This is a genomic window from Paenibacillus sp. Y412MC10 (assembly GCF_000024685.1).
Classification (GTDB): Bacteria; Bacillota; Bacilli; order Paenibacillales; family Paenibacillaceae; genus Paenibacillus_AQ; species Paenibacillus_AQ lautus_A.
Map to the genome: position 1 here is coordinate 3,915,694 of NC_013406.1, position 13,377 is coordinate 3,929,070.

Annotated in this window: 10 protein-coding genes; 2 read left to right on the forward strand and 8 right to left on the reverse strand. The window is 51.1% G+C overall.

Annotated elements, in window-relative coordinates:
- Positions 1–197: 197 nt before the first annotated feature.
- Positions 198–716 carry a glycerophosphodiester phosphodiesterase gene (locus tag GYMC10_RS16800; RefSeq protein WP_261979277.1) on the reverse strand — a complete coding sequence of 173 codons (519 nt, stop codon included), beginning with the start codon at positions 714–716 and terminating at the stop codon, positions 198–200.
- A complete protein-coding gene (locus GYMC10_RS33055; RefSeq protein WP_261979278.1) occupies positions 713–823 on the reverse strand; it encodes a glycerophosphodiester phosphodiesterase family protein in 111 nt (36 codons plus the stop codon). The genes GYMC10_RS16800 and GYMC10_RS33055 overlap by 4 nt, the downstream gene beginning before the upstream one ends.
- Positions 824–1,303: 480 nt before the next feature.
- On the opposite strand from GYMC10_RS33055, the gene GYMC10_RS16810 reads away from it, so the two are divergent.
- Together GYMC10_RS16810 and GYMC10_RS16815 are read left to right on the forward strand one after the other, a co-directional pair.
- The gene (locus tag GYMC10_RS16810) at positions 1,304–1,786 is read left to right on the forward strand and encodes a MarR family transcriptional regulator (RefSeq protein WP_015735616.1); all 483 of its coding nucleotides are present in this window, start codon (positions 1,304–1,306) and stop codon (positions 1,784–1,786) included.
- Positions 1,787–1,845: 59 nt separating this feature from the next.
- Positions 1,846–2,877 (forward strand): nitroreductase family protein, encoded by a 1,032-nt coding sequence (locus GYMC10_RS16815; RefSeq protein WP_015735617.1) that lies wholly within the window; start codon positions 1,846–1,848, stop codon positions 2,875–2,877.
- 102 nt (positions 2,878–2,979) lie between these two features.
- On the opposite strand, the gene GYMC10_RS16820 is transcribed toward GYMC10_RS16815, so the two are convergent.
- From GYMC10_RS16820 to codB, 6 genes are all read right to left on the reverse strand, one after another.
- Positions 2,980–3,405 (reverse strand): DoxX family protein, encoded by a 426-nt coding sequence (locus GYMC10_RS16820; RefSeq protein WP_015735618.1) that lies wholly within the window; start codon positions 3,403–3,405, stop codon positions 2,980–2,982.
- Complete coding sequence (locus GYMC10_RS16825; protein ID WP_015735619.1) at positions 3,398–3,886, reverse strand: hypothetical protein; 489 nt, start codon at positions 3,884–3,886, stop codon at positions 3,398–3,400. Before GYMC10_RS16825 ends, GYMC10_RS16820 begins: the two co-directional genes overlap by 8 nt.
- A 75-nt stretch (positions 3,887–3,961) precedes the next feature.
- On the reverse strand, positions 3,962–4,441 hold the full coding sequence (locus GYMC10_RS16830; protein WP_015735620.1) for a GyrI-like domain-containing protein: 480 nt from the start codon (positions 4,439–4,441) through the stop codon (positions 3,962–3,964).
- A gap of 339 nt (positions 4,442–4,780) precedes the next feature.
- Entirely contained in the window at positions 4,781–10,693 is a 5,913-nt protein-coding gene (locus tag GYMC10_RS16835) for an S-layer homology domain-containing protein (protein ID WP_015735621.1), read from the reverse strand.
- Positions 10,694–10,837: 144 nt separating this feature from the next.
- Positions 10,838–12,106, reverse strand: coding sequence for a cytosine deaminase (locus GYMC10_RS16840; RefSeq protein WP_015735622.1), 1,269 nt, complete (start codon positions 12,104–12,106; stop codon positions 10,838–10,840).
- Positions 12,075–13,352, reverse strand: a complete 1,278-nt coding sequence (gene codB, locus GYMC10_RS16845) for a cytosine permease (protein ID WP_015735623.1) — start codon at positions 13,350–13,352, stop codon at positions 12,075–12,077. Before codB ends, GYMC10_RS16840 begins: the two co-directional genes overlap by 32 nt.
- Positions 13,353–13,377: the final 25 nt, after the last annotated feature.

Below are 13,377 nucleotides of genomic sequence, written 5' to 3' on the forward strand. Positions count from 1 at the left end.
ACCTGTATGGAAAATGACGATGAGTTAACTCCCATGAAAAATTTCGGCGGTAAAGCCGTACTGTTCATGCCCTTCTTGTTCAGGGCTGCAGCGTGCGCGGAAAGTTCGAAATCGTCCTCTTTACGTAAAATAAAAAAGCCGCAACTGTGCGACTTTTAAGCATATATGTTGTATCGGTCCACGGCCATACCCCAGGACTACCCGTTCTGGCCGGATACCTTCGCCCAGAGTTCCAGCTCGTTCGTGCAGATAAGCAAGGAAGGATATTGAGCTGCCAATTTCATGTCGCTTTCTTGATTAACTGTCCATGAGATGAGCTGAATGCCTTCTTCTGCACAGCGATGGATGAAAGGCTCCGTAATATGTCGATGTTCGATCGACATGTAGCCGCAATGGATCTCTTTGGCAAATGGAAAAAATGCCGGCGAAGCCCCGATATTGATCAGGCCAAGGCCGATTGTATCGTCAAGCTGTCTTACTCTTTCGAGGGAATAGTGGTCGAAAGATGTGATGAAGACCTGCCCCTGCATTCCTTTTTTCTTGACCATATCGAGCACAAGCTGTTCCATCCCCGGGTATAGATCGCCCATCTGCTTCAATTCAATATCAATGATGATCCGGTCCTTTAATAAATCGAGCGCTTCTTCGAAGGTTGGAATGCGCTCCGTCCGGTCAATCGTCAGCTGCTTCAGTTCGGCCAGCGTCAAGTCCTTCACTCGCCCCGCTCCGTTGTCAGCATACGGTCGACAGAAGTATCATGGATGACCACCGGAACGCCATCCTTGCTTAATTGAACATCTAGCTCCAGGTGAGTGAAATTCAAATCGCAAGCTGCTTGAAAAGATATTAACGTATTTTCAGGGTATTTACTTGGATACCCCCGGTTGCGCCATGCCTTTAATATGTTTTTTCATGCCATCCTCTCCTTTGGCCCTTTGCTTCGGGGAAGCAAATCCAGCGCTTCCAGCACTTCGATCATACCGTCGCTCATCGCCATTTTCGCGGCCGCAAATGAAAAAGCCTCAGGCCAGCAGCAACGGATGGATGTTGGCAATCGCGGCTAACGGACCCTTAACGATCTTATCACCTGTATATTACAGTGAGCGGCGCTATTGCACAATGCGTTTCTTCCAACTCTTGCATTCAGATCGTCAATAACACACTTCGCTTGTTCCCAGCGCTCAAAATGCTCAGTAGCTGATTGTCGGACTTCACATGCAAGATGCATGCAGCACTTGCTGAATCCGACAAACTGTGATATTTTAATTTCCAAGTAAACAATATGGAGTGTGAGACCGGAACTATGGATTACCCTGATCGCATCAAGTCAATCATTTATGAACAGCTGCTTCACTTCTCTCATTTGCATGAACAGCGAATGGAACTGGAACTTAAAGAAATCCAAGAGATGGTCCAGCTTCATCAACTGAAAGGCGTACCTGGAAATTTATCGACCATCCATGTCCTGGATTGCATCGGCCAACATGAACCGATCAATCATTCCGCGATTGCCGAAAAATTAAAATTATCGAAGGCAAGCATTACCAAAATCAGCAAGAAACTGCTTGCGCTTGACCTTATTCATCGGACCCAGCTTAACGACAATCGCAAAGAAGTATATTTTCGTCTAACGCCCCAAGGTAAGCAGCTGTTCGAATTGCATCGGACTTTGCACGAAGCAGAGGAGCAGCGCTTTATGCGATTTTTGGACGATTACTCCGAAAGCGAGCTGCAGACGATGTTGAAGTTTTTTCAAGGAATGGCCCGGTATATAAGCGAGAGATAAGTAAATTTTTTTAACATTATTGTTTACCTGTAAACTAAATTATATAAGGAGGAATCGAATTGAATATTCCCCAAACGATAAGAGAACGCAGAACCATCCGGAGATTCAACACAACGCCGGTACCTCCCGAACTGGTCGTATCCTTGTTGAACGATGCGGTCAACCTGTACGAAGACAAAGGTACGCCCCGCTGGCGCTGTCTTATCGCTGGCACGCCGGAGTCGCGTCAAAGATTGGTGGAGAGCATGATGACCAAGATGAAGGAAAACCGATTCGTTAAGCTCATGCCCCCTAAAATGATTGATTTTTTCATTAAACGAGTAACGGAAATTCCCGCTCACCTGATTTTCATCGCGGAATCGGCCTCCGATCGGCGGCAGAGCGACGAAAACTTCGCTGCAGTTTGCAGTGTGATGCAAAATTTTCAGCTGCTTGGCTGGGAACGTGGATTGGGCGCGCTGTGGGACACGGACCCCATGTTTCAAAGCGAGTCATTTCTTGCGGAAATCGGTTTGCAGGAAGGTGAAAGGTTTGCCGGGATTTTGCACATTGGATATTTCGATAAAGCGCCGAGAGCCCGAAGAAGAACGCCGGCCGAGCAGAAATGGACCGCCGTCGGCGAAGGCCGAGAAGCGAATGGGCTTCGGTCGGAACGCGGCCGGATTTCAGCGCAAAGCATTCTGGAAGTGCTGAATGACGCTGTCTGGGCCCCGAATGACGGACTAAGAGAACCGTGGCGCTTTATCTATGTGACGGGCAGCGAAGCGGCCGCAAAGCTCTCGAATTCGGAAGGATATACATCATCGGCTTTTCTCTTGATTATAGCAGAGCATGAAGAGGATCCCCACAAGCAGGAGGAGGATTATGCGGCGATATGCTGTTTGATCCAGAACGTACAACTATTGGTTAAATCCAGGCCGTGGAACGCACGCCGATCGATACCGGAATGGATTTATGACCAGGATCAGTGCAAAGCGTTCGGCATTCAGCCGGAGGAGCGGGTTGTAGCGGTGCTGGAGCTCGGAGAAAACGGTCGATCGTTGCAATCGGAATCGTCTCCTCCCCCGCTCCTTAACCTGACGCATCTATGATGATATAAGCGGGGTGGACCTCCCCAGATTGCTTGATGCGAAGTCCACTCCGTCGTATTTGTGCAATAACCCCGTTCAGATAGCCGTGATTTCGCCCTGTTCTTAAGATAAGCGGTTCTTCGGTGGCCGTAGCGCCCACGAGACGATATTAAGTACCGCATAAGAAAGCGGTAGGATAAGATTAAACCCGTAATCCCCGTAATCGTTAGCAAATGCATGAGATAATGCCGCACCCGTCATTAAAAAGAAAATGCCGGCGTGAACCCATTCTTTAAGTCGAGGTAAACCTGGCACGAGGAGAGCGATGGCACCAAGCACTTTCCAAATTCCGAGAATGGTCAATACATATAGTGGATAGCCCAGATTCGTCACCAATTCGAGGTTTCCCCCATATTGCATCAACTGTCCGATACCACTTAACATAATAGCTGCTGCGAGCAATCCTGTGACTGACCAATAAGCAACCGTTTTCCCTAGAGGGCGGGTATTTATTTTCATGCTTGTTTCTACACCGATCACCTTATTCATTGGTTTCCACCTCTTCATAATATTCTCTCTTGATTACAAAAAACGAGCCTCGAATCGTTCCTGCAAGTTTCGACTTCTGCATAGCGAACTTGAACTTCCCTTCTAACTCTTCGGGCACCTCCATCCCCTCCGAAAGCTTAATACCAACGGCTCGCTTCTTAGGATCATCAACTGTATACATTACGTTTAACCCGAGACCATTCTCGTAAAAAACATAGGCAAATTGAATGTTTTCCACTTGAAAACGTGACGTTTCCAATGGTTTGGCCGCAAACTCAAGATCACGCTCTTCTTTCAATATTCGGTTCACGTAATCCAGGGTCTCCTGGCTCTCGCTAGCCGGTACAACCGTAAATGCATGCTTATACTTGTTCATAAAGTAACGGGCTTCATTCGCTCGTAAACCAGCAAGCGCTTCTGCTACGGGCGAAGACTCTAAACCAGTTGAAGATATATGTTTAAAATCAACGATATTGGACACGATCATCCCTCCTAATAGTTTTGCGAGCTTTCCTTCTACTATGGGCAAAGCTCGCTCGAAAGCATTCGCGGCTCTTTATTTCCGAACAACAGGAATCCACATTTCGCCTAATATTTGGCCGTTTCGCTGTCCCATATCCACCATGGCATTCGGCCCGCCGACATAAGCGAAATTGTTGGCTTCCGGCAATACTTGACCAAAGGCGATACCAGCAAGCAATTGACTCAACTCATCAGCCGACTGCCCCTCCCCTTTTACAACGAGGTAATCCCCTTTAGGAAATTGGATAACGCGGGTTGCTTCGGGCACCGATTCCTCTGTCATGACGCCGGCGTAGAACATCATCTTGTTGTTAACCGCTTCGTTTACGGCAAAAATGTAGTCATTTGCGGCGATGCCCTTTAACGTGTCCAACCTTCCGTCTTGCTTCACGGCTTCCCAAAAGTCGGCCTTCTCTTTGTTAATGCCCGCATAGTCGGTGTAGTCGCTCTGAAGCTCAGTTCCAATTCCTAAAACGATAAAGCTGTCTTTTTCCTCGAGGATGTAATTTGTCATTTTCAATCCCTTCCTTTTCTTTGAATATTCATTTCGTTCGATGGGTTAATCATAACTTTTAATCATGTCAAAAAATGATACTGTTTAGAGGGGTTATGAAAAAATTTTAAAACCGATGAATTCCATCACTTGGTTTCTTAACCTCAACTCGGGACAAGAACTTTCAGCAATAAGACAAAATAGCCTCGATTCTCGCAATCTCTTATGCATGTATATTCTTGTAATCAAGTGCTTACAAGAATACAAGCAACAAAATAAGAACGGGAAGTTTCTCCCGTTCTTATTTTGTGAGCACTTCTAATTCATGTCTTTTTGCCTGATCCTCATGTTTTCTTTTGTTTATGAGGCTTCCCGGCTTTTGACCAGGTAATTGTACATCAGCTCGGCTGCCATTGCCCGATTGGTAACGGCCTTTGGAGACAGTTTGCCTCCGCCGGTGCCTTGAATCAATGCGGCTTCAAGCATGAAATCCATCGCTTCCCGCGCATAACCGGATACGTCCTTCGCATCGGAATAACGATCCATGTCGTCTCCTCCGCCCGGAAACTCGCTTCCGGCCGCTTCCATCATCGCATGAAGCATGACGACCATATCCTGACGCGTGATCGAGTCCTCCGGTCTAAACCGGTTATCTCCCGTTCCATGAACCAGTCCCAGCTGCTTCGCAGCGGACAAATACGGCGTATAATACCTGCTCCCCGCATCGGCAAAATTCATGGCGTCATCCGTTTTCCCTGGTTTGATGCCGAAGGCATTCATGGCCATGACCAGGAAATCGGCCCGGCTGATCTCATCCTGTGGGAGAAATCGCCCTCCGCCTGCACCTTTAACAACGTCCCTGGCAGAGAGGTAATGAACGGCGTCCGCATACCAGCTGCGCGGGTCTATATCCCGGTAAGATACTTGCTTATATGCGATCGCATACGTGCCAAGCTTGCCCGTTTCAAAGGTCAAGGTACGATGCTCGACATTGTAATAACCGTTTAGGACAGCGGATACGGATCCCATTGCATTGAGTTCCCACGCGACCAGCTGATCCAATCGCTCGTCAGCCTTGGCCTCATAATGGAGCGATACCTTTACAGGTGTGCTGCTTCCCGGCCACTCCACCGTCTTGCCATCGATCTGCAGCAGCAGCTCGACGATCGGTCTGTTCCAAATCCCGGCTAGTCGGTCCCCGGAAAGCCCGCCTTGATTGCCCGGACGAATCACGAGGCCCGTGAACTGCCCTGCTTCCTTCAGATTGTTCAGCATATTGGAAGGCACCTTCACAGTTGCCAGTGGGGTAACGATTTCGATCCGTTCCCGTGCGTGGTTCCGGTTCAAGTACGCTGACGGTACCTGGATGACGATTTCGCCGTTGAACGTTCGGACGCTTTCGTCCAGTTGAATCGTGACGGTCTTAATTCCCCGCCCATCTGCTGTTACGCTTTCGAAGGCTTCGCTGAGCTCCAATTCGCCGATGGCTGCCTGAGCCTTCTGACCGTTTATTGCGACTTCCGCCGTAATCGATCCCGGTCTGGAAGCTCCAGTGGTCGGCGGTGTGCCACCTGGCTTGCTTGGGCCTGGTTGATTGCTGCCGCCTCCATTATTGCTGTTGTTTCCGTTGTTTCCATTGTTTCCGTTATTGCCGTTATTGCCACCCCCATTGTTTCCGCCGCCGTCATTCCCGCCACCTGGAGGTGAGGATTTCTTTGAGGTCGTAAAACGATAGATTGGACTAAGCTGCTTGGCGCCGAATTCATCGGTAATATCCATATACCAATAATACGTCTCATCGGCTTCTCGTCCATTCCATACGGCAGAAGCAATTTCTCCGGACTTCACGTCTTTTTGCTCGCCAATCAGCGTATCTTTGTACACATTGACCGCAAAATAATCGGTTGCCACCCGTTTTTGAATATCCCTGAACGCAAACGGTTCCGTAAAATCCTCAATGGCGTCGTCAAAGAAATTATAATCGTCCAAGTAAGGCGAATACGTATCCACGTCCAGCGTGCCGGAGGTTGGATCGAATTTCAGCAGACGCAGATAACCGTTTCCTCCGTTCGGCCCTCCCTGATAATCCGCCAGCATTTCAATGACCTGTCTTGACGATCCGTCCGGATGCGTCACCGTTTTCACGACCCGGTTGGCAGCATGATAATGGCCGCTTAGCACCAGCTGCACGTTTTTGTTTGGCGCAATGACCTGGTCAAAAACGCGCTGCGCCATACTGGACAAGGTGCCGTTGCTCTCCAGATAAGCGTGCATGCCCACGATCGCGATGCGGTCCGCATGCTTCTTCAGCACCTCGTTGGCCCAAGCGATCGTCTCCGGTGTATCCTCCAGCCCAAAGCCGATATAAAGGAAAATAAAGTCGTGGCCTCCGAACGACACGAGGTCGTAATGGTTGCGGTTGTTATCCATTTCGCCGCCATACCATGGATTGTTCTTGTACCGGTCGGCCCCGACATATTTCCCGTAGTAGGAGTAGTCCACGCCGTCAATGATGACGTCGTGATTGCCCGCCAGCACGCCATACGGTACGCCCGCTTCGTCCAGCTTCTTCAAATTCCGGTCGGCTACGGCCCACTGCTTCTCGTCGTCGGCCACGTTCACGATGTCGCCGGTATGGATCACATAACTGAACAAGCCCTTCTTGTATTCTTCCGTGATCCAATCGCCCAGCTTATCGAAAATGTCCGGGTACGATTCCGCGTAATACTGGGTATCCGTAAACCATAAAATGTTGAACGGCGCTTTCGCGCTCTTCACTTCATCTTGGACCATGGCCTGGATTTTGCCGTTTCGCACGTAACGGCTAGGATCCACTTCCGCTGTCAAGACGATGTCGGATTCGGCTTCGTCACCGGTGGCCGACTTCAGTGCCGTCCACTTGCCGCTCTCATAATCCCAAGCATACAGCGTCACGATGCGGCCCGGAAGCGTGCGCCCTTGCCAGTGCAGCTCTACGGCATCCTGTTCCGACCATGCTTCGTCCAGCTGGATTTCGAATCGATGATAAGGGAACCCGGAATCCGTATCCGTGATAAGATACTCTCCGTCCGGGTAAGCCATTTTCTCGGCCTCCTCCTTGCCGATCCCTTTCTCTCCATCCGGCGCCAGCACGAGCGGAGGCTCCCGGTCTGCAACGTTGAAATGGCCTTCGATCCCGTCTTCGCGGGCAAAGTCGTATTTATCCCCTTCCAAGAAGCGAACGTCCATCGAATCTCCGCTCGGATCGCTGAGTCGTGCTCTTAGGCTCGGATTCAAACCCACCTTCTCCGCGAAATCGGCTGGGGAAACCTCGCCCGGAAGAAGAGGTTTCTCCTCTTCGATCATAAAGGTGCGAGAGATCTCCGCCGAATTGCCGGCCCCGTCGAGTACGGTCACATTCAGAGTGTGCTCGCCCGGCGCAAGCAGCGTGGAAGATGTTTCATAAGGTAGCGTGATTGGCTCGCCATCTAGCTCCGCCGTAATGCCCGTTACGCCTGTTAAATTATCTGAAGCGACCACATCCAGCATGAACGGCCCTTTGAGCTGCATGGCGTCGGTCAATAATTGCCCTTCCCCATACGATATCCCTTCAATCTCGGGTGCAGTGTTGTCCACAGTCACGTCGATGGACTGGAAGACTTGACCGTTCACCGACATGCTCAGCGGATATACCCCGTCCTTTACCGAAGCGGTGTCGAGTTCGGCATATCTTGCAGTGAACTTGTCTTGCGGAATCGGAAAATGGAAGTCGCTGATCATCGGCTTGTTCGGGTTGCTGCCGTAATCCGCATCGCCGAATCCGTAGTACGTATCCTCCCGGTAATCCACGGTCGACTGCCCAAGGTTGCCCAAGTAGTTCAGTACCTTATCCGGTTTGACCACCGAACCGTCCGGCAGCACAAGATGTAGATTCATCACTTCAAAATCATCATGGTTGTTCTTGCCGAATACCTTGTCATGGTCTTTGACTTGATATGGCGCATTCTCATTTCCGGTATGCACGGAAACCGTTGTCCCGGTGACGAACAGGTCAGGAGCCATATCGAACATCGACCAGGCGCCGTCGATGTATTTGGGCAGGATGCGGCTGAAAAATACCGTCTCCCCGCTTGCATCCAGCGCGCTTGCCGACGCTTGGTAAATCTGATCGATCCCCCGGGTCTGCATACCCAGCTGTACCTTACCCGGCAGTGCCTTGCGAAGCGGCAGCGGATTGGCCTCAAAGCGAACTTCGATGTCGTCTTCAGCCCGGGAGCCGTAAGCATAGAAGGATGACTTTCCGCTGATCATGCTGCCGTTTGATAAGGACAACCCCGGCTCCGGCAGCTCCGTTCCCGTATTCTCTTCGTTAACCGTTAGCAAGCCGCCTCGGGAGTTATATGGAACCCGAGTGCGGTTGCCGCTGCCGTCGGCAGCTTCAATGATATACCGATAGACGCCGGTCTCATTTAGCGTGATCGTGCCTTGGTAGACGTAAAGCCCATTTTCTTGGGACGCAAGCGTCAGCGCATGCTTGTCCGTAAACGCTGTCGGCTCCTCGGTGGCCGCTCCAATCAGCACTTCAATGGAAGCAAGGGGCTCATCGCTGATCACGGAAACCGGATAAGCCTGTCCCTGGCCCAAATTATAGGCGGTCTGCTCATGCTGCAGCGTCGGGGCAATCATGTCGACGCCTGCAACAGGCGGCACCTGGACGGGATCAATGCTGCCAGGATTGGCGTACATCCGATTATCCAAACGTTTCATGGTCGTTCCTGCATCCGGATAGGCATATCGAACGACCGCATTGCGGACGTCGTTGACCAGCCTGTCCGGGCTGTCCGGGGCGCTGGGATCGTACCAGGCCTGTACGATGTACGAATTGGCTTGTCCCGGCGCGGACAAGGCAATCCCTCGATGCAGCGAATTCGGAAGATTGAAATCCGAAGCTTTCGAATTATCGTAGAAAATAATATCGTTGTCGTTCAGCGTGCTGTTAAAATGCAGATTGAAGTCCGCCGTCGTCGTATAACCTTTGCCGTTAGCCACGGCTTCCTTCGCGAACCAGATAACCGCTGCGCTGTACGGCTCGATCGAGGTATGATCCGGTACCTTCCAGCTCTTAGGCGCCGTTGTGCCCGGATATAGATACCAGAGGGTGTAATCCTTGAGGTCCAAAACCTGATCCGAGTTATTGTAGATTTCAACGTATTCGTACTGGTTGCCGCTTCCCCACCGGTAATCCCCGGCCGGGTTCGGAAGAATTTCGGTGATTAGAATACGCGGTACGTCCCCGTCTGCAGAAGCTCCGGTTAAAGCCGTTTCATAATCGACAGATCTCGACTGCTGAAGTCCATCCACTGCCTCGATATAATACTGCAGCTTATCCCCGGTCAACAGATCGGCCGGAATGACCGCATCGAATTGATCACCGCCCCGATCGATCATGTCGATCTGGCTGTAGGGACTATTGACCGTCGTTTTGTAATACATCTTAACTACCAGCGCATCTCCGTCCGCGTCATAGACGCTTGCGCTGACGGTCAGCGGCTGTGTCCGCTCGGTAAAGGCAATGGGCGTGTGATTGATTTCCGGCGCACGATTGTCAAGCGGCGATAGCTGGCCCAAGTCAACGATTCCGGCGCTAGGCGCAGCTTCCCTGGCGTAAGGAATCATCGCCGAACCGCCGGGCGGCAGCTGAAGATGTACACTCTTGCCGTCGCCGACATCATTGGCAGTATAATAGAAGCCGCTGATCACGGCGGCGTCGTCGCCTTTTCGGGTTATGTATAAGCCGCGGTCCGTATTGTTGAGGCCATCCTGTCCCCGAAGCTTGAATACCGGTACCTGGTCGGGAATCGAATGATACCGGCGGAAATCGGATTCCGTCAGGGCAGCGGCTGCTCCGGTAATGGATGAGCTTGTCCGTTCCACCCAAAGCACGGCCGGGCTGTCCGCCGGGATGACCACCCCATCCGGATTGCCGTATACGGTGTCCGTTACCGTCAACGTCTTCACGCCCGTATTGTAGTCGTAACGCATGTTGAATTCGTCATTAAACGAGATCGGCGCTCCCGAATGATTGTATACCTCCACATATTCGAACAGGTCGGCCCCGCCCGCGCCTTCGATCGTCTGCTGATTCGACCGATCATCGGGATAAATTTCCGAGATCAACACCGGCATTGCTCCCGAAGGGGCCGCATAGGCCGAGTTGCTTGCAAGCGCAAGCTCAAACAAGCTGCTGCCAATCAGTATGCCGGATAATAATCCGGCGATCCATTTTCGCTTCATGTGCTCCTCCTATTTGCTTTATTTCTCTAAAATCCTAAAGCATAAGGGTCAAGCGAATATTAAATGTAATTGCGTGTTTCGTAAACGAATTCTGAATAAAAAAAAGCCATCGCTAAGAACGCGATAGCTTTAAACTTCATTTCATTATTTATTGAAAGTGACCTTCTCCGAACCGCCCTCAAGAATGATCGACGTGTCCCGCGGCTTCGTTTCGGCGATTTTGCGGCCGCCTCTGAACGAGTAGAGCACCCCGGCCTGTTTGCGTATAGCCTCATATTCGTTCTCGGCTTCAAGAACGATGAAGTTCGCAGGCTTGCCTTCTTCAATACCGTACACGTCCTCGATATGCAGCGTTCTTGCACTGTTTTTCGTAATGAGATCGATCGAATTCACGATTTGATCGTAACCGAGCAACTGCGAAGCATGGATGCCCATGTGCAGCACCTGCAGCATGTTGCCCGTGCCTAGCGGATACCATGGATCAAAGATATCATCGTGACCGAAGCATACATTAAGACCGGCTTCCTGAAGCTCTTTGACGCGAGTCAGCCCTCTTCTTTTCGGATATGTGTCAAAGCGTCCCTGCAGGTGGATGTTGACCAGAGGATTGGAGACGAAATTGAGGTCCGCCATCTTCAGCAATCTGAACAATTTGTAGGTATATGCATCATTGTACGACCCCATCGCCGTCGTGTGGCTTGCCGTGGTGCGGGAGCCCAGCCCGCGTTCGTAGGCTTCTTTGGCGACGACTTCCACGAAACGGGATTGCTCGTCATCAATCTCGTCGCAATGGATGTCGATGAGACGGTCGTATTTTTCGGCTAGGTCAAACGCAACCTTCATCGATTCAACGCCATATTCCCTCGTGAATTCGAAGTGCGGAATGCCCCCAACCACGTCAACGCCCATTTTCAGCGACTCTTCCAGCAATTCCGCGCCGTTCGGGTAGGAGTGAATGCCTTCCTGCGGAAAAGCGACAAGCTGAATGTCAATGTATGGTGCCATTTCTTCTTTCACTTCAAGCATCGCTTTTACTGCGGTCAAGCTTGGATCGGTGACGTCCACATGCGTTCGTACATGCTGGATGCCCTGTGCCATCTGCCACTTCAGTGCCGTTTTGGAGCGCGTCTTGACGTCTTCATGCGTCAGGAATGCCTTGCGTTCAGACCAACGCTGAATGCCTTCGAACAGCGTTCCGCTTAAATTCCATTCCGGCTCGCCTGCCGTTAACGTTGTATCCAGATGAATGTGAGGCTCAATGAACGGCGGCAGCACAAGCGAGCCGCCCACGTCAATGACTTCCTCATTCGCCGTTGCTTCCAGCGACTGCGTGATTAGCTCAAACCTTCCGTCTTTCACGACGATATTCCACAAACCTTCTTTACCCCGCAATTTTGCGTTCTGTATAATCATTGTTTTTCCCCTTTTCTTTGGATTCTTTCACAGGAGCGATCAGCATCAACACAATGTAGGCCACCGCCGTACCGATTAGTGCGTTCAATGGCGTTATGCCTGGAGCAAGCTGAGCGAACGCCACGCCGATAGCCCAAGCCAGCATCGCTATCCAGTTTACCTTCTTGAAAGTCATGTCGGCAAATGGCTTATAGTTTCTGCGCTTCACAAAAAAGTAGTCCGCGATGATGATGGCCCCGATGGACGGTACCGCCGCGCCCAGCACATTGAGGAAACCGACGAAATTGTTGTACATCCACATGGCAAATAGGGTACCCACGATGCCGTTTACGATGACGAAGAATTTTTTCGATATTTTTGTGATGTTGGCAAATCCCAGTCCGGAAGCGTAAAGAGCGTTATCATTGGTCGTCCAAATATTCAGCCCCAGTACGATGATCGCGGGAATGATCAGCCCTTGCAGGAACATGACCTCCGAGATATCTGCCAGGTTATAAGCCATGGCGCCAACCGCACCGAACAGGAACATGAGCGAATTCCCCAGGAAGAACGCTATGACCGTGGCGGTAACCGCCTGCCTCGATGTCCGGGAGAACCGTGCAAAATCGGGCGTCAAGGTTCCACCGCTAATGAATGAGCCGATACAAATGGTCAGTGCCGCTGCCGCGGTCAGTGTCTGTTCAGGCGTGTAATCGAGCAAGCCTTGCAGACCGCCCAGCATATCTGCGCCTTTGAACATGGAGTAACTGCCGAGAATGGTAATGGCCGGAACCGCGATATATCCCAGAATGACCAGCGACTTCATGCCGAAGATGGCCGATGCCGTCATGGCGAGACCAAACAGGAAGATCAACAGGTACACGTTCCAATCCATCGCTTTGGCAACCGGAATTGCGAACATGGCCACGCCGACGCCGAACCATCCGACCTGCGTGAAGCCAAGCAGGAATGATGGCAGGTACGAGCCTTTCTCACCGAACGCGTATTTTGCCAGCAAATGCGTGGAAAGGCCCGTTTTTGCAGCGATATGTGCCAGCGCTCCTGTGTAGATACCGAGTGCCAAATTACCCGCAAGCACGATTCCAATAAACTCCATGAACGTCAAGCCGACTCCGAGCGTCCCTCCCGCAAGCATGCTTGCCGAAAAGAATGTGAACCCTAACATGACGGATAACGTCTTCCAAAAATGGTTTCTCTGCGTTTTCGGTACCGCTTGCCACGAAAACTCTTGATCTTGTTTGCTCATCAGAATACCTCCAGGTTAAAGTGTT

Excerpts from the sequence above, each read along its gene's own strand:
- GYMC10_RS16810 (WP_015735616.1), top strand. The coding sequence starts at position 1,304 with ATGGATTACCCTGATCGCATCAAGTCAATCATTTATGAACAGCTGCTT.
- GYMC10_RS16820 (WP_015735618.1), bottom strand. The coding sequence starts at position 3,405 with ATGAATAAGGTGATCGGTGTAGAAACAAGCATGAAAATAAATACCCGC.
- GYMC10_RS16830 (WP_015735620.1), bottom strand. The coding sequence starts at position 4,441 with ATGACAAATTACATCCTCGAGGAAAAAGACAGCTTTATCGTTTTAGGA.
- GYMC10_RS16835 (WP_015735621.1), bottom strand. The coding sequence starts at position 10,693 with ATGAAGCGAAAATGGATCGCCGGATTATTATCCGGCATACTGATTGGC.
- GYMC10_RS16840 (WP_015735622.1), bottom strand. The coding sequence starts at position 12,106 with ATGATTATACAGAACGCAAAATTGCGGGGTAAAGAAGGTTTGTGGAAT.
- codB (WP_015735623.1), bottom strand. The coding sequence starts at position 13,352 with ATGAGCAAACAAGATCAAGAGTTTTCGTGGCAAGCGGTACCGAAAACG.